This window comes from Agrobacterium sp. SORGH_AS_0440, from assembly GCF_031453135.1.
Lineage (GTDB): Bacteria > Pseudomonadota > Alphaproteobacteria > Rhizobiales > Rhizobiaceae > Agrobacterium > Agrobacterium pusense.
This window is the reverse complement of sequence record NZ_JAVIYR010000003.1, coordinates 84,906-110,172: the sequence shown is the minus strand read 5'-3', so window position 1 is coordinate 110,172 and position 25,267 is coordinate 84,906. Positions and strand designations below refer to the sequence as shown.

Sequence of the window (25,267 nt, the reverse complement as noted above, 5' to 3'; positions counted from 1 at the left end):
GGTGACGATCGTTAAACCGGAAATCCTCCGCCAGGAGGGAAGCTGCGCGAACTATGGCCCGGAACCCGTGCTGATCTGCTCGAGGTCGGGTGCAATCGTCTTGAAAAAATAATCGTCTTTCAGGAGGACGGTAGCGGCATTCGGCTCACCATCGAGGCGATATATCCATAATAGTGATATCCAGCTCATGCGCAGGCGAGACCAGTTCGTTTTACCGGATTTCTCACAAGCAAAATCGAGGGCAGTAACAACCGTTTATCAGGACATCGCTGATGAACATGGTTCTTCGCATGAAATCCTGGTAACGCCGCTTTGCGTAAGGTCGGCGTGGGTACTTGCTGGACAAGCACATGCGGTTCGCGAATTTTCGAGAGAGACGGCAATCCATGAATTTCCAACGGGTCTCCGCCAAGACTAATCTGACGGAGCCCGGGTTAGCCGCACTTCGGAATTTTGCCGTGGTGTTAACCATACATAAAATCGCCGCTCCAAGGTCTCTTCGGTTATGTTAACAGTTGGTGAAAATCCCGATCGGGTTGGACCAACGACGTGAGCTTTGTGCTGGAGAAACACTGGGATCGGCTCCTTAAGGAGATTGCAGCGTGTGAAGTGGCGGTTCGAGAAATCGAAACCGACCTTCGACTTCGTGCTATGTCGAACGACGCCAGCGACAAGGAGTTGGCTCTCTTGCGGCGGCTGAAACATGAAAAGGCCGATTTGCTTTATCGTTGCCAAAACCTCCGAGAAGCCTTCATCGCGTTGCTGGATAAAAGCAGTATCGCGGCCGAATAGGTTCAAGGTCGGAGTTGCGGCTAACTTTGGACCTACTTTTATCGATTTTGTCAGGCGTTCGTCGTCCCGGCTTTGGAGACGTGGCCCGAAGCTCGCACTGGGTCATCCCTGCCAAGCTCTCCGGCTGGCCCTGGGCGGCTTGCAGTTTCCAAATCGGCAACCATGCCGGCGCGAGGCGGCGATGGGCCGAGGCTGGCAGCGTCTGCCCTGGAGGCTCGGCAGAACGCGCGCATAATTAATACTGCCTCATGCAAACAGTCGCGAGGCGTTCCCCATACCCGAGCCACGCTCCGCCTCGAGCCACCTGAGGATATGCCCGTGTTGCGAGCGTTTCGTGGGAAGCTGTTCATCGTAGAGCAGCGCCTTATACACACATTTGCGTGCCGTCAGCGGCTGCAGGCAGCAGCAGCCATCGTCCTGGGCTCGGTTCGATCAACACGATGCGTGCTCAGTCCGTTACTGGAGTGGGACGTTGACGCCGCAATCGTTGACGTGGAGATCCACGATCAGACACTACTGAATGTGTCGATTGTACTGGAGAGACGTCAAAATGCCGTTCGTTTTCGCGAACCGGGCCAAATCGAACGACTGCGGTTAACTCTATGACCGGCGATAGCGCGGAGCTTCGCAATTAGCCGATGCGCTTTTCGGTCCACCCGGAACGTCGTCCGCTATCACTGACAGTCGCTCGACAATCGATCGTTGTCGGAACGACGCTCAATGCCTGGGCGAGGATGAGTAGTGAATTCCCGCAAAGCGACGCCTCGCAATGTCGCGAGTAACTCTACATCGATCCTGGAGTCGGGATCGGCGCCCGGAAAATCCCGGATGACCTCGCCTATCGTTTTTTCAACAAGCCGGCTCTGCATCCGCTCGTCAGCGGTAAACCGCGCGGCCCAGCGAAAAAGGAGGCGTCGAAGTGGACATTCCTGGAAATTGGATGGTTTGGGCACGCAGCCGTCCTCCACACGATATAGGCGGGAGCACGTAGTAACCCTCAGGTGCCACCGCCTATGTATTCGGTTGGCGACAATGCAAAAAGTGTAACACGTCTCGTGGAAGAGTCGAGCGATTAGATTTCAAGGATACGGAGTTGCAGCCCTGTAGCAGGCCGTCGCTGGCGGTCTGAACCGCTTTTGAAGGCATAACTTGCTTGCGATGTGAGCAAAAGGAAACCCTCCAGAGCGGAGGGTTCGAAGGTGTGCAACCATGACAGGCTGCAAGCGCATGGACGGGGGAAAGACCATCCGCCTACCCAACCGTCGCTGTGATGATTTGTTCCTAAAAATTCGATCCTCAATTGAGGTTATTGCGGCGCTTGCAGCCGGTATGCTTGCACCACTGGTTCTCATGAATGCCCTTGCCGGCCTTACTGCTCTCAACGTTCATTGATGGGCATCTCCGATTATATCGACTGGCCCTCTCGATGTTTCCATCAGCGGCCAGCGGACCTTCTTCTTCCATTCAGTCAAGGCATCGGCGGGTGAGGTGCAGAATACCCACTCAATGAAAGCATCGGATATGTTGGGATGGTCATAGAGGAGGGCGGCGATGCCTTTCCGGTCGCTGAACAATATCTCAATCCTCGCTCCCGTCGGAATGTCGTCATCATCTGCCCAGAGTTCCATGGCGACATATCCGGAATAGGCAGTCAGGTCGGATTCCCGGTCGACTTCGGCGACCAGCCTTTGGTCGAGATTATCGTGAGTGGATTTCCGCACGCCGAAGAATTGACCATCCTCCAGAAATCTCTTGGGATAGACACCATGATTTTCGAGAATGTAAGGGTGGATATGCATCTTCCTTCTCCTCTCTCCGAACAGTTCGGCGGGTTTAGTCTCCTCACGACAGGGCTGTGGCCCAGGCAGTGGTGAGGTAATGGCCGCCGATTATAAAAGGCGTCCTTGCTCCTCCACCGGTTCTCCACTTTGCGAAACGATCGTTGATCCGTACGGTTCGCGTGACGAAATGATCAGCGCGCCATTCGGTAGCGGGCGGGCGAGCTCCTTTGCCTCATTCCACGGAGCCCGCATCCAGACTTCGGTTTCTTCCCTCGTCAGCAGCAGGACCGGCATGGCCTTTTCATGGATTGGCTTGACGAGGTCATTCGGATCGGTCGTCAGGAAACCGTATAGGTCGTCGGTTGTGAGCCCATCCCTGACCTTGCGGACGCTTTTCCATTGCGGCACGTGGACGCCGGCAAAGAACATCAGCGATTTCGCATCATCACGGGCAAACCAGGCGTTGGGCACATTGCCACCCTCCTGTTTGCTCATCGGATCCGGTTCGGCAAAGCTTGTGACCGGAACAAGGCACCTGTGCTCGACGCCGAACCATCGCGTCCAGTGAGGGAGATTGAGTTTGCGCACATTCGTCACGCCACGGTCCGGTTCCATGCGGATGAGTTCATCCATATCGACGGCCTGACCTTTGGCCTTCAGTTTTCCCGCTCTCGCTTCCGCAGCTTTCTTCTGCACAAAAATCGGCGAGGGCAGGCCCCATCGTGCATGAACCAGCTGCTTCTTGCCGTCCGTCGTGTTTCGGACGATCGGCCCCATCTGGTCGGGGTTCATCTGATAGGCCGGCATCAGGTTGATCAGGCTTTCGGCGTCCTGGGCCCACTTCGAGACCCCGTCCTTGTCTTCCATCCGATAAAGGTTGCACATGCTGGCAGTTCCCCTTGGTCCGGATGCAATGTGTTCACCGCATCACGTGCGCTTCACTAGTGGAGCATATAAACGCGGGTATTGTCATGCCGTTCCCCCATACCTGGTAGGAGCCCGTCGCACTTTTGTCGTAAGCCGTCCACAAGTGCGGCCACTGTGGCGCCGGACATAACCCAATGCGGAAGGCCCTTGCGCCTCCGTCAAGTCTGGCAAGGTCGGTCCATCCAGAACGACCATAGCAGCGACACGTGCGTAATCCACCGCACCTGGTTCTATGAAACCAGCGACGGAACGCTAGCTGGTCCTGGTGTCGCCAGGAATGAGTTGCTTCCAGATAGACAGGAGCAGGATTGCAATTGCGCCTGTCGCAATGCCGATGATTGCCTGGGCCAAAGAGGTGGCCAGCCACTTGGTGATTTGCGGAAGAACCGCCACTGTGTGTTCGATATTAGATGCAAACGTTTCAATCAGATGCTCTGGTTGATGCAATCCAAGCCCCGCCAGACTGTGCACGATGATGCTTCCACCTACCCACAGCATTGCCGCAGTCCCGACGATAGCCAATGTCTTCAAAAGCACGGGCACGCCTTTCACGAGGCCCGCTCCGACTTTGCTTGCTAAAGGGCTTCCTGCCTTTGCCAGGTGCAGTCCCACATCGTCTGCTTTGACGATGATGGCCACGACACCATATACTGCAGCGGTGATCAGGATGCCGACGGTTGCCAGCACCGCGGCTTGCGAATAGATGCTCAATGTCGAAACCCCGGCAAGCGTAAGCGCCATGATCTCGGCTGAGAGGATAAAGTCGGTCCGGATCGCGCCGGAAACTTTGCGGTTTTCGAGATCCGCCGCGTCGAGCGCCGCGTTCTGAGCCTGATCGTGCTTCGTGACGTGAGGAAAGAAGGCCTCGTGAAGCTTCTCCGCGCCTTCAAAGGACAGATAAATTCCGCCGATCATGAGCAGGGGGGTAATGAGCCATGGAGCAAAATATCCAAGCACAAGACAGATCGGCAGGAGAAAGATCAGCTTGTTTTTCAGCGATCCGAGCGCAATCTTTCCGATAATCGGAAGCTCACGTGCAGGAGCCAGGCCGATAACATAGGTCGGAGTAACGGCAGTATCGTCGATCACAACGCCCGCCGCCTTCACGCTGGCTTTCGCTGTCTGCGTTGCGATGTCGTCCAACGAGGCAGCTGCCGCCTTCGCGATGGCTGCAACGTCGTCAAGCAATGCGATCAGTCCAGTGGCCAAATCCAACTCCTTTACGGCTTCAGTGCGATGCGATTTTAGGCTGTGCGCTCGATAGTCTTGAGAGACGGGATTACACTACAGCCACCCTGTTTTTTTGAAACTGGAATACAGGATAGCGCAAAGTGTAAGAATGACACCGATTACGACATAATAGCCATATTCCGATTTCAGCTCCGGCATATGCTCAAAATTCATTCCATAAATGCCAGCTATCGCCGTAGGCACGGCGAGAATCGCGGCCCAGGCAGCAAGCTGCCGGGTGATTGTTCCCTGACGCTGCTGTTCCAGAAGGTTTGAGGCTTCGAACACGGAGGTGATGATTTCTCGCAGACCTGACATCATGAACTCGACGCGCCGAACGTGGTCGAGCACATCCCGGAAATAGGCCTTGGCATTGTCGTCGATACAGGGCAGTTCGAGGTTTGTCAGCTTGCCCACGACCTCGGCCATCGGGCCGAGGATGCGCTGAAACCGGATGACCTGTCGGCGCATGCGAAAAAGCCGTCTGATCTGCTCGCGTTCGAGAAAGGAGATCAGCATATGCTTTTCCATCTCGAGCACCTTGTCCTCCAGAGCCTCGACCATCGGAAGATAGCCGTCTACCACGAAGTCGATGATACCGTGCAGGACATAGTCGGGCCCGTGATCCAGGAGTTGTGGAGACTGTTCGAGCTGTTCCCGTAACTCCCTGTGTGAGCGCGCGGAACCATGACGAACGGAGATCACATGGTGCCGGCCGACAAAAATACAGGTCTCGCCATAGGCAATCTTGTCTCCTTCGAGATGGGCGGTCTTGATGATGACGAACAGCTGGTCGCCATAGACTTCGACTTTGGGCACCTGTTTGCCATTGAGGGCATCTTCTACCGCCAACGGATGCAGATCGAACATCGACTTGAGGCATGCCATTTCATCGGGTGTCGGGTCGGCAATGCCGATCCAGGCAAATTCGCCGTCGGTCTCTTGGAACGGGTCGCCCGTCAAGGGGAGTTTCTCAGTGCGCTCGCCGAGCCGATAGATGTAAGAGGCTATAACTGTCATGAAGGTCGCTCTCTAATGGCAATGGCTTGCGATGTGGCACCCAGCTACAGCCGTGGCAAGAGGGCGACGCAAAGTCTAAATGCCAGGACTGTGTCCATAGGGCGTCATCAGCCACTTTGCTACTGCATCGAAGCAGGGAAACGCTGCTGCAAATCTGAAGTTCGTTAAAGGGAAACCGGCTTCAAACTGATCTCGATGCGGAACAGGCACTTTAACGAGACGTTTCGACAGCGATGGAGTACGGCCAATGTCAGCTTCGTTCAGTCCCCTAAACGACGTGAGACGGGTCGCGCCCCGCAAGGTCTTCCGGTTCGAGATCCGCAGGATCGCGTTTCGTTGCCCGCAGAACCCGTTGAAAAAGAGAAATCCGGGGACATCGCGCTGTACCCAACGCCAATGTAATCGCCGCAACGTGCACTTTTCGCACTGGCGACAACCATGTCCGTCGCCGCGACAATACCGCGTGGGGTCGACAATAGGCACATGCCAAAAAAATTCTTTTGCTTCCTACGTGCTTGAATCTTTTTCGAATCTTCGATCTTGCTAATATTGGGATAATATTCCTCAACTTTGTAGTGCTTGACTCTTTTGCACTATAGGAACAAACAATGAACAGATAGCCCGTACGACATGATGTCGATCCTTTGAACACGACCTTGAAGGGAGCCGTGAACGATGACTGCTGCCCGCCCCAAGGGGGTAACAGATCTGATCTGTGACTTGCGTGACCGCATCGCCTCGATGGAGGGCGCAGCCGCGAAGCGGGCCGGAACGCTCGCCTTCGGTGTCCCAAAGATCGATGCGGCCTTGCCTGGCGGCGGGCTTGCCTATGGAGCCCTGCATGAGTTTGCGGGCGGAGGATCCGGTACGGTCGATGGCGCAGCAGCAGCGCTTTTTGTGGCGGGCATTGCCGCGCGAACCAGAGGCCCGGTCATCTGGTGTCTGACGCGACCGGATCTGTTTTTTCCGGCGCTTGCCCAGGTCGGTCTCCATCCTGACCGCGTTATTTTTGTCGAGTCCGACAGGGAAGAGGATGTTCTGGCCAATATGGAGGAGGGACTGTCGTTCGGCGGTCTCGGGGCGGTCGTCGGCGAACTTGTCCGCCTGCCGATGGTCAGTTCCCGCCGATTGCAGCTAGCCGCCGAGCGAACCGGGACGATGGCTCTTGCCGTCCGGCGATGGCGACGGCAGACCGAGGCGAATGATTTTGGCCAGCCGACGGCGTCAACAACCAGATGGCGGGTCAGTGTGATGCCATCGGAAGAGCTGCCGGTACCGGGGGTGGGCAGGCCTCAATGGTTTCTTGAATTGATGCGCGTGAAAGCGGGTGAGTGTGCTGAGTTTCTCGTGAGGGCGTGTGATGACAAGGGTCGTCTCGATCTATCTTCCGGATCTGCCGACGGATCGTATTCGGCGGGCGGATCCCTCCATTTCGCCTGAACAGCCAATTGCCGTGATCGCAAGAAGCGGGTCGAAGCGATGGGTTTCGGCTGCCGACCTGGCTGCCAGGGCGGCAGGCGTGCATGTCGGCATGCCGGCGGCAAAGGCGCAGTCGCTGTTTCATGGCCTGATGATGGTCGACGCCGATATCGAAGCCGATCGGGTAGCTCTCGAACGCATCACACTGTGGGCACTGACGATCTATTCACCAATCGTTGCCGTCGACGGGAACGATGGCATCGTGATGGATACCGAAGGCGCCGACCACCTGCAGGGCGGCGAGCTGCCAATGGTGACAAAGATCGCCAACCAGTTTCTGGGCAGGAAGCTGACTGCCCGCGTGGCGGTCGCCGATAGCTGGGGTGCAGCCCATGCCTGCGCCCGCGCCATCAACCGCGAGACGATCGTCATTCCGCCGGGTGAGACAGTGCGGGCCGTTGAAAAGCTGCCGATATCGCTCCTGCGTCTGCCGGCAAAGATTGTCAGCGATCTCCGCATTCTCGGATTTCAGACGATCGGGGAGCTTGCCAATACCCCGCGCGCGCCGCTGACGTTGCGCTTTGGACCGGAGGTTGGGCGCCGTCTCGATCAGATGCTCTGTCGCATCGCCGAGCCTATCGAGCCGATCCGCACGCCTGAGCTGGTCGAGGTTTCGAAAGCCTTCGCTGAACCGATTGGCGCTGCCGAAACGATCAACAAATATGTCGGCCGCCTCGTCGTCCAACTGGTCGATGAGCTTCAGAAGCGCGGCCTTGGGGTGCGCCGCGCCGACCTGATCGTCGAGAAGGTCGACGGCACCAGACAAGCCATTCGCGCAGGCACTGCCAAACCTGCCCGCGACGTTGCCTGGCTGACGAAACTGTTTCGGGACCGGACGGAAAAGATCGAGCCGGGTTTCGGGATCGAGAGGCTCACCCTTGTCGCCGTCATGGTAGAGCCATTGGAGGAGGCGCAGAAAGTCTCTGCTCTGGTCGAGGATGACATCACCGATGTGACACCGCTCATCGATATCTATGGAAATCGGGGCCAGCGGGTCTATCGCGTCGCGCCGGTTGCATCCGATGTGCCGGAACGTTCCGTCCGGCGGATCAGTCCCGTTGCTGAACCGATCCCTGTTGCCTGGGTGAGCCATTGGCGCCGTCCAGTCCGGCTTTTGCCACGACCCGAACTGATCGAGGCGATTGCGCTGATGCCGGACCGGCCGCCTGTTTCCATCGTCTGGCGCGGCAAGCGCCGTAAGGTCAAACGCGCCGACGGCCCGGAACGCATCTTCGGGGAGTGGTGGCAGCGCGACGCCGAAATGGACGCGGTACGGGACTACTTTGTCATCGAGGACGAGGCAGGCGAGCGCTTGTGGGTGTTCCGCTCCGGCGACGGAGTGGATCCCGAGACCGGGTCCCATCGCTGGTTCTGCCACGGGATCTTCGCATGAGCTACGCCGAGCTCCAGGTCACGACCCACTTTTCCTTTCTGCGCGGCGCCTCCTCTGCACAGGAATTGTTCGAGACGGCGAAACAGCTGGGCATCGAAGCACTCGGCGTCGTCGATCGCAATTCGCTGGCCGGGATCGTCCGCGCCCTGGAAGCATCTCGCGCCACCGGTTTGCGCCTGGTCGTCGGCTGTCGGCTCGATCTCGCGGATGGGATGTCTGTGTTGGTCTATCCCATGGACCGATCCGCCTATTCGCGCCTCACTCGCCTCATCACGCTGGGCAAATCGCGCGGCGGCAAGAACAACTGCATCCTGCACTGGGACGATATCGTCGCTTACTCCGAGGGGATGATCGGCATTCTGGTGCCGGATCTGCCGGATGATCTTTGCGCGATCCAGCTTCGAAAAATGGCTGAGGTGTTTGGTGATCGCGCTTACGTCTCTCTCTGTCTGCGTCGGCGACCGAACGACCAGCTGCGGCTGCATGAGATTTCCAACATGGCGGCTCGGTTCAAGGTCAGAACCGTCGTCACCAATGATGTGCTGTTTCATGAGCCGGGCCGGCGGCAATTGCAGGACATCGTTACCTGTATCCGGCACAACACCACGATCGACGATGTCGGTTTCGAGCGCGAACGCCACGCCGACCGCTACCTCAAGCCACCGGAGGAAATGGCACGCCTGTTTCCGCGCTACGCGCAAGCACTCGCGCGAACCCTGGAAATCGTGCATCGCTGCAAGTTCTCGCTTGAGGAGCTGACCTATCAGTACCCGGAGGAAGCCATCGTTCCGGGCAAGGATGCTCAAGGATCGCTCGAGCATTATGTCTGGGAATGTGCGCCGGACCGGTACCCGGAAGGTCTGCCGCCGGATGTGTTGAAGACCGTACGCCACGAGCTCGATCTCATCCGCACCATGAAATACGCCCCTTACTTCCTGACGGTGTTTTCGATCGTGCGCTTTGCCAGAAGCCAAGGCATTCTCTGTCAGGGAAGGGGATCGGCAGCCAACAGTGCTGTTTGCTATATTCTCGGCATCACCTCAATCGATCCCTCGACCAATGATCTGCTCTTCGAGCGTTTCGTCAGTCAGGAGCGCGACGAGCCGCCGGACATTGATGTCGACTTTGAGCATGAACGGCGCGAGGAGGTCATCCAGTGGATCTACAAGACCTACACCAAGGATAAGGCGGCCCTCTGCGCCACCGTTACGCGGTACCGCGCCAAGGGCGCGATCCGCGATGTCGGTAAGGCACTTGGCTTGCCGGAGGATGTCATCAAGGCGCTATCGTCAGGCATGTGGTCGTGGTCGGAAGAAGTACCCGACAGAAACATCCGTGAGCTCAATCTCAACCCCGACGACCGGCGCTTAGCGCTCACCCTGAAACTCGCGCAGCAGCTGATGGGTGCTCCGCGGCATCTGGGGCAGCACCCCGGCGGTTTTGTTCTTACCCATGACCGGCTGGACGATCTCGTGCCGATCGAGCCGGCGACGATGAAAGACCGGCAGATCATCGAATGGGACAAGGACGATGTCGAGGCACTGAAGTTCATGAAGGTGGACGTGTTGGCGCTCGGGATGCTCACCTGCATGGCCAAGGCCTTCGATCTGATCCGCGAACACAAGGGCGAGGATCTCGATCTGTCGAAAATCAGCCAAGAGGATGCCGCAACCTATGCGATGATCCGCAAGGCCGATACGCTCGGCACGTTCCAGATCGAAAGCCGCGCGCAGATGGCGATGCTGCCGCGGTTAAAACCGCGCACCTTCTACGATCTCGTCGTGCAGGTGGCGATCGTGCGGCCGGGTCCAATCCAGGGTGACATGGTGCATCCCTATCTCCGTCGTCGCGAAGGCAAGGAACCGGTCGAATATCCGACCCCTGAGCTGGAGGCAGTGCTCGGCAAGACACTTGGTGTGCCGCTGTTTCAGGAGAGCGCCATGCGTGTTGCCATGGTCTGTGCCGGCTTTACCGGCGGTGAGGCCGACCAGCTACGCAAATCCATGGCGACCTTCAAGTTCACCGGCGGCGTCTCGCGCTTCAAGGACAAGCTGGTGTCAGGCATGGTCAAGAACGGATATTCGGCCGAGTTCGCCGAAAAGACCTTTTCGCAGCTGGAGGGCTTTGGCTCATACGGCTTTCCGGAAAGTCATGCGGCCTCCTTTGCGTTGATTGCCTACGCTTCGAACTACATCAAGTGCCATTACCCCGACGTCTTTTGTGCAGCCCTTCTCAACAGCCAGCCAATGGGATTTTATGCTCCGGCCCAGATCGTCGGGGACGCGATCAAGCATGGCGTCGAGGTGCGGCCGGTCTGCGTCAACCGCTCGCGATGGGACTGCACGCTGGAAAGGATTGGAGGCAGCGATCGTCATGCTGTGCGCCTCGGGTTTCGGCAGGTGAAAGGGCTGGCTGTCGCGGACGCCGCACGGATCGTTGCAGCGCGCATGAACAACCCGTTCGCCTCAGTCGATGACATGTGGCGCCGATCCAGCGTGCCGACCGAAGCGCTTGTTCAACTCGCGGAGGCCGACGCCTTTCTGCCATCGCTGAAACTCGAACGACGCGCTGCGCTCTGGGCGATCAAGGCGCTGCGCGACGAGCCCTTGCCGTTGTTTGCAGCCGCAGCCGAACGCGAGGCGACGGCGATTGCCGAGCAGCAGGAGCCAGAGGTGGCGCTTCGGCAAATGACGGACGGCCATAATGTCATCGAGGACTACAGCCACATCGGGCTGACTTTGCGCCAGCATCCGGTCGCCTTTCTGCGCAAGGACCTGTCGGCACGCAACATCATCACCTGTGCTGAGGCAATGAATGCGCGGGATGGGCGTTGGGTTTATACGGCTGGCCTTGTTCTTGTGCGGCAAAAGCCGGGATCGGCCAAGGGTGTGATGTTCATCACCATCGAGGACGAGACCGGACCGGCCAACGTCGTTGTCTGGCCCACCCTGTTCGAGAAACGCAGGCGCATCGTGCTGGGATCTTCGATGATGGCGATCAACGGACGGATTCAGCGGGAAGGGGAGGTCGTCCATCTCGTCGCCCAGCAACTCTTCGATCTCTCAGGCGATCTGGTTGGCCTTGCCGATCGAGATACGGAGTTCAGGCTGCCGGCTGGTCGCGGCGATGAGTTTGCCCACGGAGGCGGCGGGCCGGATTCACGCGATCGGCCGAAGCCCGTTGTCCCGCGCGACATGTTCGTGCCTGATCTCCATATCGAAACGCTCAAGGTGAAGAGCCGGAATTTTCAATGAATTATTGCCGCGCGAAAATTTCCTGCGAACAAACCCGGCTATCGGCTGCGGCGTTTGTGCCTGAAAACCTGCTTGCAAGCTCGACGCCTGCGATGCCAACGCCGCCCATGGACACCTGTAAACGATCCTGGCGCAAAGCGATGGCGGCCTCCGTACGGGCCGCTGATTCTAAACGAAATCAGCGGCTTGGTCGCCGTCTGGACTTCTTTTTTTCCACGCAACCATTACGCTTCTTTAAAAAGTGTCGAATGCCTGCCGCCCTGACTGTTGTTGTACCACTAAGCTCACGACAGACGACGCGGAACGAGATTGTTACTCTAGGGGGATGGCAGATCGAAATGGTCAGGCCCATGCCAAACTTCGTCAGTTCATCGAACAACGATTCGCCTAAACTTCACATCAACGAGCAAACAATGGTGCGCGCTCGGTTGATCTAGACCTTCCTAGGCAGAGAATCTTGCACTACGACCGTGGTTTTTTCCGCTACGACCAATGTTTCTTTTTGAATAATTGCCTGTTGCAAAACGGCACCTAAGGAGCCGATTTTTCCTTTCGATCCTGAAAATGTTGGCGCAGACTTCTTGGGCCGGGTCATGACTGTGCTATGCGTCGTAACTGCATGCAGCCTCTGCCAGTAGTATTTTTCATAGGGCTCAAGCATTTTGTAATCATCAGTGCAGATGCGGTACGACCACAGGCGCCCTACGATAGTGGCAATCCAATCTGCAGCCTGCATGTTCTGATTAAGGTAACTCTCAACTTCAAATGGCGGACTCAAAAGCTTCCGCGTCGGAGCATTCCCGTACATAGTTTTAGCGGCAGTCTCCAATAGTTCTTTCCGAGCAGAATGCTCGTCAACGATCAAAACGAAGTTCTGTCCGATGCTCTCACAATAAGCATCGATCTGCCGTATTGCATGCGAAAATACGGTTGTGTAAAGACCATTTGCATTCACAACATCGGTATCTCTTATCTTTTCTCTGCCGTAATAAAATATTTTTCCGTCCTGGTGCTGCAAACGCGTGGGTATGCTGGACGGGTGCGCGTTACAGCCTCGCTACGGCAAACTCCGGCCGATCATATCCATGGAGCCACTCTTACCGTGTCTTGGCTGCGGCGGCGGATGATTGCCGCACGAAACGGCACGAGCTAGATTGTATATTGTGTACGTACAAAAAGCTTGCGCGGGCCGCGTAATTATTGTACGTACAGATTATGAAAATCACTTATGACGAAACGAAACGGCTGACGAATCTCGAGAAACACGGTCTCGATTTTGCCGATTTGACGATTGAGTTTTTTGCGGGCTCTATTGTCCTTCCTGCCAAGGAAAACCGCTTCATGGCCGTAGGTGAGTTTCAGGGCCGCATCATCATCGCAGTGGTGTTTCGCCCGTTAGGTTCGCAGGCTCTGTCCGTCATTTCCATGCGGCCAGCCAGCGCCAAGGAAAGGAGGCTCTAATGCCCGTAAAGTTTTCTTCGAAACGCCCCCTCACTGAGAAGGAAGAGGTGGAAATTCAGCGGATGATTGCGTCGGACCCCGACGCGCCCGAAGCCACGGATGAAGAGATGGCGCAAGCCAAGCCCTTTGGCGAAGCATTTCCCGACCTTGCCAAGAGCATCGACCGGGAGATTGCGCGCCGTGGTAGGCCGAAGGCGGACGCACCTAAAACGCCGGTTACTATCCGTCTCGACCCTGATTTGGTGGAGCATTACAAGGCGATGGGCAAGGGATGGCAATCACGCATCAATAGCGATTTGCGAAAGCTATCTGGCCTTCGCTGACGACCGAAACGCAAAAAGCCGCCCGGCGCGAACCGGACGGCTTTGACGATACTAACAGAGTTGATCAACCGGCCATGCGTCGGTCAAACCATATGGAAGAGCGCTTCGACACCACGCGGCCCGAGATAGGCCAAAAGCGCAATCAGCCCGGTTGAGGCAGGCTGACCAAGATCGGCATAGGCGGCGGCACTTTCGCCGATGACTGCCATGCCGAGAGCGACAGGCAGTTCCCAAAACAGTTCAATGCCGAAGAACTTACGGCGACCTTTCCGCGCCTCGTTGCCGTGCCACATGAAGCGACCAAACAGGGAGGCAATAATGGTGGTGAAGGCGCCGGCGGATAGCGTGCCCAGCGCCCAGGCGGAGCGATGCTTCGGCGTTTGCGCCGCCACCAGCTGCCAGACATTGCCCGCCACGCACATTAGCGAGATGGCAACTGTCATGCCGAGGCTGGTGCGGATCAGCATCAGCTTTCGGCCATAAATATCGCCAAGCCGTCCCCAGAGCGGCGCTACGAACGCGGCGGCAAAGAAGGTGGCGCCATAGGCGATGCCCGACCACTGCACGATCGCGGCCTTGTCGCTGACGCCGAGCTCCTCGACATAGAGCGGCAGGAAGGGGAGCAGGAGCGTCATCGCCACGATCGTCGTGAACGAGCCAACGAGGCAAACAATCAGATTTCGCATCCAATGCGCGGTTTCCGGCTCGGCCCGCGCTTCGGCATCCCATCTCGTCCCGGTCATTTCCCAGCATTTGCATTCAATGTGTAAAACAGGTCCCTGCTGCCCGATGCCAAGATATGCTCCTTCGCGGCAGCGATGAGATCGGCGCTGGTGAAGAGATCGGGAAGGTTCAGCCGGTCGACATCGAGCGCATAGACCGTAACGTGGTAGCTGTGGACACGCTCGTCGTTCCACGGCGGGCACGGGCCCACATAACCACCATGTGGTCCATCCTCCAGGTTGCCGCCGCCGGTGCCGTTCTGCCCGCGCCGCCCATGGGCCGTGCGCTCGAGCGGCAGGCCATTGGCGGACGGACCGTTTCCGTCCGTGCCTTCACCAAGGCTCGTGCGCGATGGAGGAATATCGGCCAGCACCCAGTGAACGAATTCCATCCGCCTGAAATCCTCCGGGATGATTTTATCCGCCCTGTTGAACAGCGAGAAATCAGCGGGTACGTCCGGGTCGACCATCGTCAACGCATAGGATCGCGTGCCCCTGGGGCCATTCGACCAGGAGACGGCAAGGCTCTTGTTGGGGCCGGGTACTGACTTGCTGGACGATGTCGAAATGCAGGAGGCATTTTCCGGCGACAGCATCGGGCCATTGCTCTTTGAAAACGTCACCTTGAGATCGGCCGACAGGGCCGGGGTGGCGATGATTGCTGCGACGACGGTGACGTTCAGAAGTATGAGCATGGATTTCATGATGTTGCCCTTTCGCGTTTGCTTCGGTGAGCTGCAAGGGCATGGTCTAACAAAGTCGTACCGGCTGGCGGTGCACGAAAACGCTCAATATGGAGCTGCAAACGCTCACGCGCTGCGAAGCCGATCGGTGAAGCGGCGCGGCGAGCGATAGCCTGTGGCGAGCGCGGCTTCCCGCAGCGACAGCCCGTCTTCTGCAAGGAGGGTCTTTGCGAGGGCCACCCGTTCGCTCGCCACAACATCTCGCAGGGAAGCACCCTCGCGTGACAGGCGGCGACGCAGCGTGGCGTTGCTCGTGCCGAGCTCCTCGGCGATCAGATCGGCGGTCCAGGCGCGATCCGGCTGCCAGCGCACCAGCGCTCGCACCGCCTCGGCGGTCGTTTCCGGCAAACCGGGCAGGGCGCCGCGTACCGCGAGCACCATCAGGATTTCGAGAAGGCGGTGCTCGAGCAGAGGGACCGGCACATTGCCGTTGGCGATGCCCTGGCCGGCGTGGTTGATGGCCGCGGCCAGTAACGGGTCGAGCGTCAACTCTGTCTGGCAAGCGATCCGGCAAGGTGGAAAAGCCTTCGCTGCCCGCCGTGTCAACTCGTTTGGGAAGGCGATGAAGATCGCCCGATAGACACCAGTCTGCGGATCGGGATCATTGACGACATCGCCGCGCCAACCGGCTGGCAGCACGAGGGCCGTGCCGGCCGAAAAGCGTCGCTGCCGTCCCATGCTCACGACTTCCTTTGACCCTTCCAGGATGGTGACGATCGAAACCTGTGAAAAGGCCGAGCCAGCGATGCGTTCGCGTTCGCGCGTGACAAAGGTAAAAAGCGTGGAATAGCTGCCGATCCCGTCGGGCGCGACGGTCGGGCGGCGATCCTTCGCCGCCAGGCGGCGCAGCTTTTCCAACATGTCGTGATGAGCCTCGGGCACTGCAACGGCTTCCTGCAATTTGTTTGCCGGAACAGTCTGGACCACCTGGGCGGCGGTGCCAAGTCCGCAAGGCGTCCTGTCGGTTCGGCCCGCTGATATTATCGACGGACTGAATGAGCTCATCGACCATGAATTCTCGCCGGCGCCCAGACAGTTCCGGGAAGTCGGGTTAAAACGGCCTTATCAGTCAGGTGATGAGCGTGAGGTACGGCGAGCTCCAGGCGGGCGGCATAGAGGGAGAGGAGGGAAGTGGGATTTGTGGCGGGTTAGGAGGCTGGAGATGGTTCCGGCCGGTCCGCCATGGAGAAACTGATATGGCACAAGCCACCCAGAAAATCACCCTTAGTGCAGCCCGGGATATTCCCTTCAACAAGCTGGTGCTCAGCCAGCAGAACGTCCGCAAGATCAAAGCGGGCATCTCGATTGAGGACCTGGCGGAAGACATCGCCCATCGCGGTCTGCTCACCAGCCTCAACGTCCGCCCCGAACTCGACGGCGATGGCAACGAGACTGGCATCTACCGCATTCCCGCCGGCGGGCGCCGGTATCGCGCCCTCGAGCGCCTGGTTGCGCAGAAGCGTTTATCCAAGACGGCAGGCGTTCCCTGCATCGTCAGCAAGGGCGAAACGCTTGAAGTCGAGGACTCCCTTGCCGAAAACGTCCAGCGCGTCAGCCTTCATCCGCTCGATCAGTTCCGCGCTTTCCAGACCTTGGGCGACCAGGGTCTCGGCGAGGAGGAGATTGCCGCGCGCTTCTTCGTCTCGGTTACCACCGTCAAGCAGCGGCTGCGGCTCGCCTCCGTCTCACCACGGCTTCTCGATCTTTATGCGGAGGACGAGATGACGCTCGAACAGATCATGGCCTTCTCGATCACCAACGACCATGTTCGCCAGGAGCAGGTCTGGGATACGGTCTCCCGCTCCCATAGCCGTGAACCTTATTATATCCGCCGATTACTGACGGAGACCGCGATCCGCGCCAGCGACCGCCGCGCAGTCTATGTCGGCATCGAATCCTACGAGGCCGCGGGCGGCGTCACCATGCGCGATCTGTTCGACCAGGATCAGGGCGGCTGGCTGCAGGATCCGGCGCTGCTCGAGCAGCTCGTGATGGAAAAGCTGAAGGCCGACGCCGAGGCGATCCGCGTGAGCGAAGGCTGGAAGTGGGTGGAGGCGGCTTTCGACTTTCCCTACGGTCACACGTCCGGCCTGCGCCGCTTCTACGGCGAGCAGGCGGAAATGACGGAAGACGAACTGGCGCGCTATGATGCCACGCGTGCCGAATACGACAAGCTCGACGCGGAATATTCGGAGGCAGATGAGTTCTCGGAAACGACCGAACAAAAGCTGGACGAGCTCGGCGCAGAGCTCGACCGGCTCAACGATCGCCCATATCTGTTCGATCCGCAAGAGATCGCCCACGGCGGTGTCTTTGTGTCGCTCGGCGCCAGTGGCGAGCTCAAGATCGAGCGAGGCTTCGTGCGGCCCGAGGACGAACTGAAGAGTGAAGCCGATCTCTCGAGTGATGTCGGTCACGATCGTGACGATCGTGGCAATGAACTCTCGGTAAGAGGCGCCGCCGGTGGCGAGGACACCCAACCAGACGACGAGGACGAAGCGATCAAGCCACTTCCCGACCGCATGGTTCTCGATCTGACGGCGGCGCGCACGGTCGCTTTGCGCAACGCGCTCGCAAACGATCCTGTCATCGCCTTCATTGCGGTCCTGCATGCCTTCGTCCTGAAGACCTTCTACGTCTACGGCTCAGATTCATGCCTGGAGGTGACGCTGCAAAGCGCTCGCTTCGCCCAGACGCCCGGCCTCGGAGATACGGTCTGGGCGAAAGAGATAGAGCAGCGGCACGAAGGCTGGGGCCAGGATCTTCCCAAGAATCCGAATGATCTCTGGGACTTCCTGATCAAGCTCGACGAGGTCAGCCGGCAAGCTCTTTTTGCCCATTGCGCTTCGCTATCGGTCAACGCGGTGATCGAACCCTGGAACAAGCGGACCCGGGCGATCGCTCATGCCGATCAACTGGCTCGCTCGATCGGTTTCGACATCGTGAGAGCCGGCTGGACTCCGACCGCCGAGAACTATCTTGGCCGCGTCACCAAGGCGCGCATCCTCCAGGCGGTCCGAGAAGCCAAGGGCGACCAGGCGGCCGAGTTGATCGGCCATCTCAAGAAGACCGACATGGCCCGCGAGGCCGAACGACTGATGACAGGTTGCGGCTGGTTACCGGAACCGCTTCGCATGACGAGTGACGACGGCATCAGCGAAAGCGATGCCCTCAGAGAGACCGTCGGTTCCGATCATGCTGAGACTGGGGAAGCTCAGGACCTACCGGCTTTCCTGCTCGACCAGCCGGAAACATCGGACGATGACACCGGCGATACCGAAAGTGGCATGGACGGCGAGCATCTCGCGGCGGCCGAGTAGGTTCACCAGCATCCATCAGCCTGACCCGATCGCGTTGCGGTCGGGTCTTCTTCCAAACAGCCCGGCCATCGCGCCGGGTTTTTCCGTTTCAGGAGGCATCTATGCCTGACTTCACGATCGAGACCACCTACCACCTGCCGGTCTTCCGGCACCGCACCTACGCGGCCGACACGCTGGAGGCGGCCTGCCGTGCCGCCATTGACGACGACAGCTGGGAGATCGCCGAGAAGGACTTCGACTCCTCCGGTCCAGTTCATGTCACCGGCATCTGGGACGGCACACATGCGGCCTATGCGGGTCCGCCGCTCCAGATCCCGCAGCAGTTCGACGAAAATGTCCAGCGCCGGGCGCGTCATTTCGAGATCCTGCTCGGACTGTTGAAGATGTTGTTGGATGACATCAGTTCGGCCCGGCCGCCATCGCTCGAATGGCTAGCTCGATCTGCCTGGGCGATTGCCCGAGGAGAAGCCATTCTCACCGAAGAACCAGATCCTGAAGAGCCGGTCGCCCGACCAACGCCTTCCCACGTCCTGGCCAGGCTTCAGGAGGCTGGCGTGCGCGACGCAATCGCCGCCCTGCTCGAAATCGATCCGGCCTTCAAAGCTCTATCACCCGAAGCGGTGACCGACGATGAAGTCCACGCCGCCTGCCTTTCCATCGCCACTACGATGGATTTTTCCGACGTCATTGGCACTGCCGAGTTCCAGGCGGCGCTCTCGGCGATCCGATCGGCGCACCACCGGCTAACGTCCGATTGATCTTTCCTCTTCCCACTTCCCTCAACCTCGCCCGGCCATCGCGCCGGGTTTCCGTTTCATGGAGACAATGCAATGACCCCACTTGCTTCCAATGCCCAACCGGCTTCCTCCAGCTTCAAGGTCGATATCTCGCGCGGTGAGCGGATCGGCCGCGTTTCCTCGGAATGGTTTTCGCGCCCTGACGACGAACGCTTCCTGTCACTCACAGATCTCTACGACACCGTTCGATCCCGCGCCGAACGGGCTCATGCTCGCACCATCGAAAGCGCTGCGATCCGTGTCGAAGCAACCCGCGACAATGCGGAGCGGCTTGAACTTCTCGTTCCCGGTCGGCGACAACCGATCGCTCCGACCCACTGGAGCTATGGCCAGCTCTGCAGCCTGGTTGGCGCACCGGCCACCTATATGCGCCAACTGCCGGCCCCGCTTGCGGCGATCAACCTGCAGCATGGCCTGCTCAATCAACGTGCCGAGCTCGTCAAGACCCTCGAGATGGACGATGGGCGCCTTGAACTGCGCGCCGTCACCGGACCGAAATACGGCCGCATCTGGGATCATGAACTGGTGTCCGCCGTGATGAGGGTAGCCGGCAATGGGACCGGTGACACCATGTGGAAAGTGCCCGGCGTCCTGGATTGGGCGAAGATGACGCACAATCCCTTCATCGACATCAGCAAGGATACGACCACGCTCTACGCCAGCGACCGAGACGTTTTCCTGTTCCTGGTGGACGACACCCATCCGATTGAAGCCGGACGACTGCCGAACGGCGAACCCGATCTCTATTTCCGCGGCTTTTATACCTGGAACTCGGAAGTTGGATCGAAGACCCTCGGCATCGCCTCCTTCTATCTGCGGGCGGTCTGCGCCAACCGCAACTTGTGGGGAACGGAAAATTTCGAGGAGATCACCATCCGACATTCAAAGTTCGCCGCCCAGCGCTTTGCGCATGAAGCAGCACCCGCGCTGACAAGCTTCGCCAAATCCTCACCCGCTCCGTTCATCGCCGGCATCAAGGCGGCGCGCGAGCGGATCGTCGCGCGCAAGGATGACGACCGTGAGAGCTTCCTGCGTCGGCGCGGCTTCTCGAAAGGCGAGACCGGCAAGGTGATCGAAATGGTCTTGTCGGAAGAGGGGAGGCCGCCGGAATCGATCTTTGATTTCGTGCAGGGTATCACCGCGCTGGCGCGCACCAAGACCAATCAGGACACGCGTCTCGAACTCGAAGGCAAAGCCAAGAAGCTGCTGGAGAGCGCCTCCTGACATGTTCATGCGCGCGCCTGGCTCAGAGCCGGCCGCGTCTGCAAAACCCATCGTCATCCCAGAGCCCGGTCAAGCGCCGGGCCTCTTTTCGTCTGGAGCACCCAATGGCTATTCCCGATCATGCCCGCGCAAATTTCGACACGCTGCTGCGCGCCGCGTCCGATGGTAATCTTGCTCTCATGGAATGCCTCGATGCCACTACACGCGAGCCGCGTTACGTGCTCTGCGGCGTCGGCCGCAGTAACGGCGAATTTTTCTTCACGCCGTTTGGTCATCTGGCCGACGGCAATCCTTACGACGCCTACCTGCCACCGGATCGAGAGAATCCCGCTGGCTTCATCGTAAACCCATCGTGCTAGGCGCGATCGCCGGCGGTTCAACCTGCCGATCCCCGACTCTTCCACGGCCGCCCCGATGTGGCCTCCGACCTAGTCGGCAGGACACCGGACCTTGCAGTTCTTTCCTCACTCCTGGAGCGTCCCCCTATGAATATCATTTCGCATCCTCAAAACGTTTCCACCTCTCCGCGTCCTATGGCCAGAACCAGCGCCGGGGCACTTATTCATGGTGCCGAACAGATCAGGTCGCTGGAGCAAGGTAAAGGCATCGCCACCGCCGACCTGAGACAGGTCATGGCGGAGGTTTTCGGCGGCAGCGACGCCGAAGGCCGCTGGCTCCGGAAGGATGCCTATAAACCAACAGAGGTCGCCCAGGTCTTGTTTCTATCCCGCTCAATCACCTCCCGGGTCCAGTCGCCTCAATCGGCGCGTGCGATGCTGATGAAGGTGGCCCGGCTCTCGCCGACCCACACGCGCCGATCCGAGGAGATGATCAGTTGGAAGCTCCGTTCCTTTGTGCCTGTCGCAGGTGATGGCACGGCGATCCTGTCGAAGCTGAATGATCGTCATCGCCTTGTCGATGTCGCACACCGGTCATGATGGAGGTCTGCCATGCACTCCGCCTCGGATCTGGCGGGCCGTCTCGCGCGGGACGCGGAGGCGGTCTGCCGGCACTATCTCTCCGCCGGCCGTCGTGCCGGCAACTACTGGCTCGTTGGCGATGTCAGCAACAGAATGGGCCGGTCGCTCTATGTGCACCTCGTCGGCCCGCGCGCCGGCCGCTGGACCGACGCGGCGACAGGCCAGTTCGGTGATCTGCTCGATCTGATCCGGGAGACTTGCGGTCTCGTCGACTTCCGGGACGTTGCAGACGAGGCGCGTCATTTCCTCAGCCTGCCTCGACCAGAGCCGGTGTCCTCTCGCGGGACCGATGCTTATGATTTCGCCCCGGTGGAACGGCGTACGGGCGTGCAGGCACAGCGGCTGTTCCGGATGACGCAGCCTCTGGCGGGCACGCTTGCCGACACCTATCTGCGCGGGCGCGGCATCTTACGGGCATCGACGCATGCGGCGCTGCGCTTCCATCCGTCCTGCTACTATCGTGATCTCGTCACGGGCCATACGAGCAGCTATCCGGCCCTGATCGCAGCGGTGACCGACCCCGCCGGCGCAATCACCGGCGTGCATCGCAGCTGGCTGGATCCCGACGGCGCCGGCAAGGCGAAGGTCAACGGTCCGCGCCGCGCACTTGGCGGGCTTCTCGGTAACGGCGTCCGCTTTGGCTTTCCGGTCAATGCGCCTGTGCCGGTGATGGCGGCAGGCGAGGGGCTCGAGACCATGCTGTCGCTCGCACACGTGATGCCCGGCATGCCGATAGTGGCGGCGCTCACGGCCAACCACCTTGCCGCCTTCCGTTTCCCGCCCGGATGCCGGCGCATCTATATCGCCGCAGACGCGGATGCCGCCGGCCGGCATGGGATCGAGGGCATGAGCCGCCGGGCGCAGGAGTGCGGGATCCTGCCACTGGTGCTGTCGCCGGAGCTCGGCGACTTCAATGAAGATCTTCGCTGGCTGGGCCCGGACCGGCTGACGGCAAACCTCAGGGCACAACTCGTCCCGGAAGACGCGATGGCTTTTCTTCCAGCCTGACGTCGGGGACAGAGGTTGGGGGAGGGCCCGGCCGCGGCACTGGCGAGGCGCAATCCATTGGCCTCATTCGGGATGGGCGCGCGCCCGCGGGCCTGCCGAGAGGCGACCCTTACCACGCGGGCCCCGGGCCTTCAGCGGGTCGGTCGGGTTTCTTCCCCTGCCAGACCGCGGGTGCGGTCCGTCATTCCGCGCGGATCAAGAAACCCTCCCTCCGCCGCCCGGCGCTTCGCTGGGCCGCGGCACTTCGCTGGCGGTTCCGGCCACGGCCCGCGTGATCGGGTTCGCCGCCAGGCCGCGAGAGGCGCGGCCCAAACCGACGGAGACCACCATGGACCTGATCCTTCACCCCGACGACAGCTTCGAGCCCCACCACGCATCCTCCCCGACCGATCGCTTCATCTACGAGATGCAGGTCTTTGGCTATCGTCGGTTCCAGGACGAGCCTGATCCGCGGCCATTGCCGGAGGAGCCGCAGGTCCGGTCTTCGATCACCACGATCTTCGATGCCTTCGCCGAGATGCTCGGCGACACCCGGCTTGAACCCGATCTCGAAGACCTGCTCTGGTCGATCCCCAATCTCTTCCACCGGGCCGGCGAGCGCATCCAGCGCGAACTCGACCGCAACGAGGAGGCGCAGCGCACAGGCCAGCGCGAGCAGGACGGCTCGGAGGTGAAGAGCGTCGAACTCGAACGCCTCATCGCCGAAGGCATCACGCTCCTGGAACGCCGCAACAGCTTCGAGTTCATGCGCGACTTCAGTGCCGACCTGTACGAGGCGCAGACCGGATCGTCCTGGCGGCCGCGCAGCGGCTCCAAGGTCAACCACGCCAACATGACGGCGGCGATGATCGACAGCCGGGACTTCCTCTCCGCCCGACGCCGCGCCGAAACCGAGGTGCTGATCCCTGCCGGAACCAAGATCGCATTCGCCGGCGGTATGGACTACAACGATCATGAGCGCATCTGGGCCAAGCTCGATCAGGCGCATGCTAAGCATCCCGACATGGTGCTCTTGCACGGCGGCTCGCCGAAAGGCGCTGAACGCATCGCCGCCTGCTGGGCGGAGGCGCGCCAAGTGACGCAGATTACCTTCAAGCCCAACTGGACCAAACATGCCAAGGCTGCGCCCTTCCGGCGCAATGACGAGATGCTTTCAGTCATGCCCGCCGGATTGATAGTCTTTCCCGGAAACGGCATCACCGGCAATATCGCCGACAAGGCACGCCAGCTCGGCATCCCGGTCTGGCAGGCTTCAGGAGACGGCGCCTGATAGCCTGTGTCAAAACGCAAGCATCTCCAAGGTGGGTCGCAGGCGTGCAGGCGCGCCCGACCCACGCCTCCGTCCGGGGTCTCGCTTCGCCAGCCATCATCCTCAGCGGGACCAAAGTCGGGGCGATCCGCCTCCTATCGGAATGAACTGCGGGGCGCTTGTCGTGATTGTTACCGCGCCTTGGTTGGCTCGGCCCCCCGCAGGGCGATTGCGATGATGTTGATCGGCTCGCTTTGAGGACGGGCGAAGGCAGGATCGCGGCACGTCGATCGGTTGTCGCCACCATTAGCGGTTGAAGCCGAAAGCGCGGCCCACACGGCAACGCCGAAACCTCTTTTCAATCGAACGCACAAAGTAAGACGAGGCGACGCTTCAGACGTATACCGCCGGCAACATCGACTATGCTCGGATCATCGCACTTGCCGGTGACGGGTCGCCCTCACTCGACCGTCCAGGGATCGATGACTTCAAGACCGGCGGCATGAAACGCGCTGGCGTCACGGGTCGCGACTGCGAAGCTCTTGGATGCAGCGATGGCCGCAATGTAGCCGTCGGGTGTCGGGAATCCCTTCCCCGATGCACGGGCCGAAGATTCGAGATTGGCATAGTGTTTGGCGGCATCGAGATCGAAGGGCAAAATTCGTCCCTCGAACAGGCCGATCCAGACATCGAGAGCCTCCGCGAGCCTCTGCTTGCGCTGACCATCGGGCATGGTGCGGATGCCGAACATGGCCTCCGCGATCGTGATACTCGAAAGATGGAGGGTCTCGGCAGCTTGCTCGTCGAGCCAGCGCTGTACCATTTGGCTCGGAAAAGGCTTCATCGTCTCCGAGACGACATTGGTGTCTAGCAGAATCATTCGAAGCTCATGGGATGGGCTGGCGTGCGATCAAAGGTCTGCTCAAGGGCATCGACGTCCTCGTTGGTGAGGCCGATGCGACGACTGGCCTCGGCGAGTGCCGTGCCGAGACGGAGACGGGTTGCGGGCCGAACGGCCATTTCCAGAATGTCGCGCATTTCGGCCTCGGCGCTGCGGCCATGCTGTGCCGCACGGATCTTGATGGCGCGATGCGTTTCCTCGGGTATGTTTCGGATTGTTACGGCGGGCATGATAGCACCTCCTGCATAACTGATAGGAATGATGTCAGTATGGAGATTTTGCCATCATATTTCAAGATCATCGTTGAAGAGGGCCTCTGAATCGTAGCCGCCATCATTATGTCTCTCAGGATCGCCCTGTGTGACCTGAAGCCGGGATCACGCATTCAGGACGCCGACGTGTTAGCTGGCATCGGCATGAAGATGCGCTCGATCGGCTGGCGCGCGGCGAAGGCTACGACGATGAGCCATGAACTTCGCCTCAGCCAGCTGACCGGTTATCCCTGTCTTCGGGAATGGCAGGATGTGCGCGGTGAAAAAGCAAGGCAGTCCGATCCTCGGCCGCTTCAGCAAGGCCTTCATGATGTGGCTGCCTTACTTCAGGCGTGGCACTTCAACCGCCTGGACTGATGTCCGTCGCGGCGCTGCCTTCAGAGCAGGCTTC

25 protein-coding genes and 1 pseudogene are annotated in these 25,267 nt (G+C 59.7%); 15 read left to right on the top strand and 11 right to left on the bottom strand.

What is annotated here, in order from left to right; genetic code table 11:
• The first annotated feature begins 549 nt into the window (after positions 1-549).
• A complete protein-coding gene (locus QE453_RS23345) occupies positions 550-792 on the top strand; it encodes a hypothetical protein (RefSeq protein WP_182591045.1) in 243 nt (80 codons plus the stop codon).
• A 1,385-nt stretch (positions 793-2,177) separates the two neighbouring features.
• Here the strand turns inward: QE453_RS23345 and QE453_RS23340 are convergent.
• The 4 genes from QE453_RS23340 to QE453_RS23325 form a co-directional block, all read right to left on the bottom strand.
• A complete protein-coding gene (locus tag QE453_RS23340; RefSeq protein ID WP_182591046.1) occupies positions 2,178-2,591 on the bottom strand; it encodes a hypothetical protein in 414 nt (137 codons plus the stop codon).
• 90 nt (positions 2,592-2,681) lie between these two features.
• Positions 2,682-3,458, bottom strand: a complete 777-nt coding sequence (locus QE453_RS23335; RefSeq protein WP_309778287.1) for an SOS response-associated peptidase — start codon at positions 3,456-3,458, stop codon at positions 2,682-2,684.
• Between the two features lie 294 nt (positions 3,459-3,752).
• The gene (locus QE453_RS23330; RefSeq protein WP_006699059.1) at positions 3,753-4,709 is read right to left on the bottom strand and encodes a DUF808 domain-containing protein; all 957 of its coding nucleotides are present in this window, start codon (positions 4,707-4,709) and stop codon (positions 3,753-3,755) included.
• Positions 4,710-4,784: 75 nt separating this feature from the next.
• Positions 4,785-5,750, bottom strand: coding sequence for a magnesium and cobalt transport protein CorA (locus QE453_RS23325; protein ID WP_006699058.1), 966 nt, complete (start codon positions 5,748-5,750; stop codon positions 4,785-4,787).
• A 675-nt stretch (positions 5,751-6,425) separates the two neighbouring features.
• On the opposite strand from QE453_RS23325, the gene QE453_RS23320 reads away from it, so the two are divergent.
• Genes QE453_RS23320 through QE453_RS23305 form a run of 4 tightly spaced genes read left to right on the top strand, consistent with a single transcriptional unit; the run spans position 6,426 to position 12,313 of the window.
• Positions 6,426-7,190: an ImuA family protein gene (locus QE453_RS23320; protein WP_044460192.1), complete on the top strand. Its 765-nt coding sequence runs from the start codon at positions 6,426-6,428 to the stop codon at positions 7,188-7,190.
• The gene (locus QE453_RS23315) at positions 7,111-8,622 is read left to right on the top strand and encodes a DNA polymerase Y family protein (RefSeq protein WP_182590861.1); all 1,512 of its coding nucleotides are present in this window, start codon (positions 7,111-7,113) and stop codon (positions 8,620-8,622) included. Before QE453_RS23320 ends, QE453_RS23315 begins: the two co-directional genes overlap by 80 nt.
• Positions 8,619-11,876, top strand: a complete 3,258-nt coding sequence (locus tag QE453_RS23310) for an error-prone DNA polymerase (RefSeq protein WP_309778285.1) — start codon at positions 8,619-8,621, stop codon at positions 11,874-11,876. The genes QE453_RS23315 and QE453_RS23310 overlap by 4 nt, the downstream gene beginning before the upstream one ends.
• Positions 11,873-12,313, top strand: a complete 441-nt coding sequence (locus QE453_RS23305) for a hypothetical protein (RefSeq protein WP_142187750.1) — start codon at positions 11,873-11,875, stop codon at positions 12,311-12,313. The genes QE453_RS23310 and QE453_RS23305 overlap by 4 nt, the downstream gene beginning before the upstream one ends.
• Here the strand turns inward: QE453_RS23305 and QE453_RS23300 are convergent.
• On the bottom strand, positions 12,310-12,894 hold the full coding sequence (locus QE453_RS23300; RefSeq protein WP_182590859.1) for a DUF3800 domain-containing protein: 585 nt from the start codon (positions 12,892-12,894) through the stop codon (positions 12,310-12,312). The two genes, QE453_RS23305 and QE453_RS23300, sit on opposite strands and share 4 nt — an antisense overlap.
• 197 nt (positions 12,895-13,091) lie before the next feature.
• On the opposite strand from QE453_RS23300, the gene QE453_RS23295 reads away from it, so the two are divergent.
• Positions 13,092-13,337 (top strand): BrnT family toxin, encoded by a 246-nt coding sequence (locus QE453_RS23295; RefSeq protein WP_077986022.1) that lies wholly within the window; start codon positions 13,092-13,094, stop codon positions 13,335-13,337.
• Positions 13,337-13,660, top strand: coding sequence for a BrnA antitoxin family protein (locus tag QE453_RS23290; protein ID WP_142187748.1), 324 nt, complete (start codon positions 13,337-13,339; stop codon positions 13,658-13,660). The genes QE453_RS23295 and QE453_RS23290 overlap by 1 nt, the downstream gene beginning before the upstream one ends.
• A gap of 83 nt (positions 13,661-13,743) precedes the next feature.
• On the opposite strand, the gene QE453_RS23285 is transcribed toward QE453_RS23290, so the two are convergent.
• The 4 genes and pseudogenes from QE453_RS23285 to QE453_RS23270 all read right to left on the bottom strand — a co-directional run bounded on the left by QE453_RS23285 (position 13,744) and on the right by QE453_RS23270 (position 16,007).
• Complete coding sequence (locus QE453_RS23285; RefSeq protein WP_286086147.1) at positions 13,744-13,953, bottom strand: phage holin family protein; 210 nt, start codon at positions 13,951-13,953, stop codon at positions 13,744-13,746.
• Positions 13,954-13,959: 6 nt separating this feature from the next.
• Positions 13,960-14,403 (bottom strand): annotated as a pseudogene (locus QE453_RS23280) (MFS transporter); the annotation flags it as partial.
• Positions 14,400-15,086 (bottom strand): YbhB/YbcL family Raf kinase inhibitor-like protein, encoded by a 687-nt coding sequence (locus QE453_RS23275; protein WP_142187747.1) that lies wholly within the window; start codon positions 15,084-15,086, stop codon positions 14,400-14,402. The pseudogene QE453_RS23280 and the gene QE453_RS23275, both read right to left, overlap by 4 nt.
• A 105-nt stretch (positions 15,087-15,191) precedes the next feature.
• Positions 15,192-16,007, bottom strand: coding sequence for a helix-turn-helix domain-containing protein (locus QE453_RS23270; protein WP_142187861.1), 816 nt, complete (start codon positions 16,005-16,007; stop codon positions 15,192-15,194).
• 314 nt (positions 16,008-16,321) lie between these two features.
• Between QE453_RS23270 and QE453_RS23265 the strand changes: the two genes are divergently transcribed.
• From QE453_RS23265 to QE453_RS23235, 7 genes are all read left to right on the top strand, one after another.
• Entirely contained in the window at positions 16,322-18,445 is a 2,124-nt protein-coding gene (locus QE453_RS23265) for a ParB/RepB/Spo0J family partition protein (RefSeq protein WP_142187746.1), read from the top strand.
• A gap of 101 nt (positions 18,446-18,546) precedes the next feature.
• Positions 18,547-19,203 carry a hypothetical protein gene (locus tag QE453_RS23260; protein ID WP_309778282.1) on the top strand — a complete coding sequence of 219 codons (657 nt, stop codon included), beginning with the start codon at positions 18,547-18,549 and terminating at the stop codon, positions 19,201-19,203.
• A gap of 72 nt (positions 19,204-19,275) precedes the next feature.
• A complete protein-coding gene (locus QE453_RS23255) occupies positions 19,276-20,466 on the top strand; it encodes a DUF932 domain-containing protein (RefSeq protein ID WP_182590857.1) in 1,191 nt (396 codons plus the stop codon).
• A 104-nt stretch (positions 20,467-20,570) separates the two neighbouring features.
• Entirely contained in the window at positions 20,571-20,825 is a 255-nt protein-coding gene (locus QE453_RS23250) for a DUF6117 family protein (protein ID WP_142187744.1), read from the top strand.
• A 126-nt stretch (positions 20,826-20,951) separates the two neighbouring features.
• Positions 20,952-21,404: a hypothetical protein gene (locus tag QE453_RS23245; protein ID WP_142187743.1), complete on the top strand. Its 453-nt coding sequence runs from the start codon at positions 20,952-20,954 to the stop codon at positions 21,402-21,404.
• A gap of 12 nt (positions 21,405-21,416) precedes the next feature.
• The gene (locus QE453_RS23240) at positions 21,417-22,454 is read left to right on the top strand and encodes a toprim domain-containing protein (RefSeq protein ID WP_142187742.1); all 1,038 of its coding nucleotides are present in this window, start codon (positions 21,417-21,419) and stop codon (positions 22,452-22,454) included.
• 328 nt (positions 22,455-22,782) lie between these two features.
• Positions 22,783-23,724 carry a DUF2493 domain-containing protein gene (locus QE453_RS23235; RefSeq protein ID WP_309778280.1) on the top strand — a complete coding sequence of 314 codons (942 nt, stop codon included), beginning with the start codon at positions 22,783-22,785 and terminating at the stop codon, positions 23,722-23,724.
• Between the two features lie 439 nt (positions 23,725-24,163).
• Here the strand turns inward: QE453_RS23235 and QE453_RS23230 are convergent, their stop codons facing one another.
• Positions 24,164-24,583 (bottom strand): type II toxin-antitoxin system VapC family toxin, encoded by a 420-nt coding sequence (locus QE453_RS23230; protein ID WP_309778279.1) that lies wholly within the window; start codon positions 24,581-24,583, stop codon positions 24,164-24,166.
• Complete coding sequence (locus tag QE453_RS23225; RefSeq protein WP_006699039.1) at positions 24,580-24,834, bottom strand: FitA-like ribbon-helix-helix domain-containing protein; 255 nt, start codon at positions 24,832-24,834, stop codon at positions 24,580-24,582. The genes QE453_RS23230 and QE453_RS23225 overlap by 4 nt, the downstream gene beginning before the upstream one ends.
• Positions 24,835-25,002: 168 nt before the next feature.
• Here QE453_RS23225 and QE453_RS23220 point away from each other — a divergent pair, with 168 nt between their 5' ends.
• A complete protein-coding gene (locus QE453_RS23220; protein WP_142187739.1) occupies positions 25,003-25,233 on the top strand; it encodes a hypothetical protein in 231 nt (76 codons plus the stop codon).
• The last annotated feature ends 34 nt before the right edge of the window (positions 25,234-25,267 follow it).

Coding starts and splice junctions, on each gene's coding strand:
- QE453_RS23230 (WP_309778279.1), bottom strand. CDS start 24,583: ATGATTCTGCTAGACACCAATGTCGTCTCGGAGACGATGAAGCCTTTT.
- QE453_RS23240 (WP_142187742.1), top strand. CDS start 21,417: ATGCACTCCGCCTCGGATCTGGCGGGCCGTCTCGCGCGGGACGCGGAG.
- QE453_RS23335 (WP_309778287.1), bottom strand. CDS start 3,458: ATGTGCAACCTTTATCGGATGGAAGACAAGGACGGGGTCTCGAAGTGG.
- QE453_RS23315 (WP_182590861.1), top strand. CDS start 7,111: ATGACAAGGGTCGTCTCGATCTATCTTCCGGATCTGCCGACGGATCGT.
- QE453_RS23225 (WP_006699039.1), bottom strand. CDS start 24,834: ATGCCCGCCGTAACAATCCGAAACATACCCGAGGAAACGCATCGCGCC.
- QE453_RS23290 (WP_142187748.1), top strand. CDS start 13,337: ATGCCCGTAAAGTTTTCTTCGAAACGCCCCCTCACTGAGAAGGAAGAG.
- QE453_RS23320 (WP_044460192.1), top strand. CDS start 6,426: ATGACTGCTGCCCGCCCCAAGGGGGTAACAGATCTGATCTGTGACTTG.
- QE453_RS23245 (WP_142187743.1), top strand. CDS start 20,952: ATGAATATCATTTCGCATCCTCAAAACGTTTCCACCTCTCCGCGTCCT.
- QE453_RS23295 (WP_077986022.1), top strand. CDS start 13,092: ATGAAAATCACTTATGACGAAACGAAACGGCTGACGAATCTCGAGAAA.
- QE453_RS23310 (WP_309778285.1), top strand. CDS start 8,619: ATGAGCTACGCCGAGCTCCAGGTCACGACCCACTTTTCCTTTCTGCGC.
- QE453_RS23260 (WP_309778282.1), top strand. CDS start 18,547: ATGCCTGACTTCACGATCGAGACCACCTACCACCTGCCGGTCTTCCGG.
- QE453_RS23255 (WP_182590857.1), top strand. CDS start 19,276: ATGACCCCACTTGCTTCCAATGCCCAACCGGCTTCCTCCAGCTTCAAG.
- QE453_RS23340 (WP_182591046.1), bottom strand. CDS start 2,591: ATGCATATCCACCCTTACATTCTCGAAAATCATGGTGTCTATCCCAAG.
- QE453_RS23285 (WP_286086147.1), bottom strand. CDS start 13,953: ATGTGGCACGGCAACGAGGCGCGGAAAGGTCGCCGTAAGTTCTTCGGC.
- QE453_RS23265 (WP_142187746.1), top strand. CDS start 16,322: ATGGCACAAGCCACCCAGAAAATCACCCTTAGTGCAGCCCGGGATATT.
- QE453_RS23275 (WP_142187747.1), bottom strand. CDS start 15,086: ATGAAATCCATGCTCATACTTCTGAACGTCACCGTCGTCGCAGCAATC.
- QE453_RS23325 (WP_006699058.1), bottom strand. CDS start 5,750: ATGACAGTTATAGCCTCTTACATCTATCGGCTCGGCGAGCGCACTGAG.
- QE453_RS23235 (WP_309778280.1), top strand. CDS start 22,783: ATGGACCTGATCCTTCACCCCGACGACAGCTTCGAGCCCCACCACGCA.
- QE453_RS23305 (WP_142187750.1), top strand. CDS start 11,873: ATGAATTATTGCCGCGCGAAAATTTCCTGCGAACAAACCCGGCTATCG.
- QE453_RS23250 (WP_142187744.1), top strand. CDS start 20,571: ATGGCTATTCCCGATCATGCCCGCGCAAATTTCGACACGCTGCTGCGC.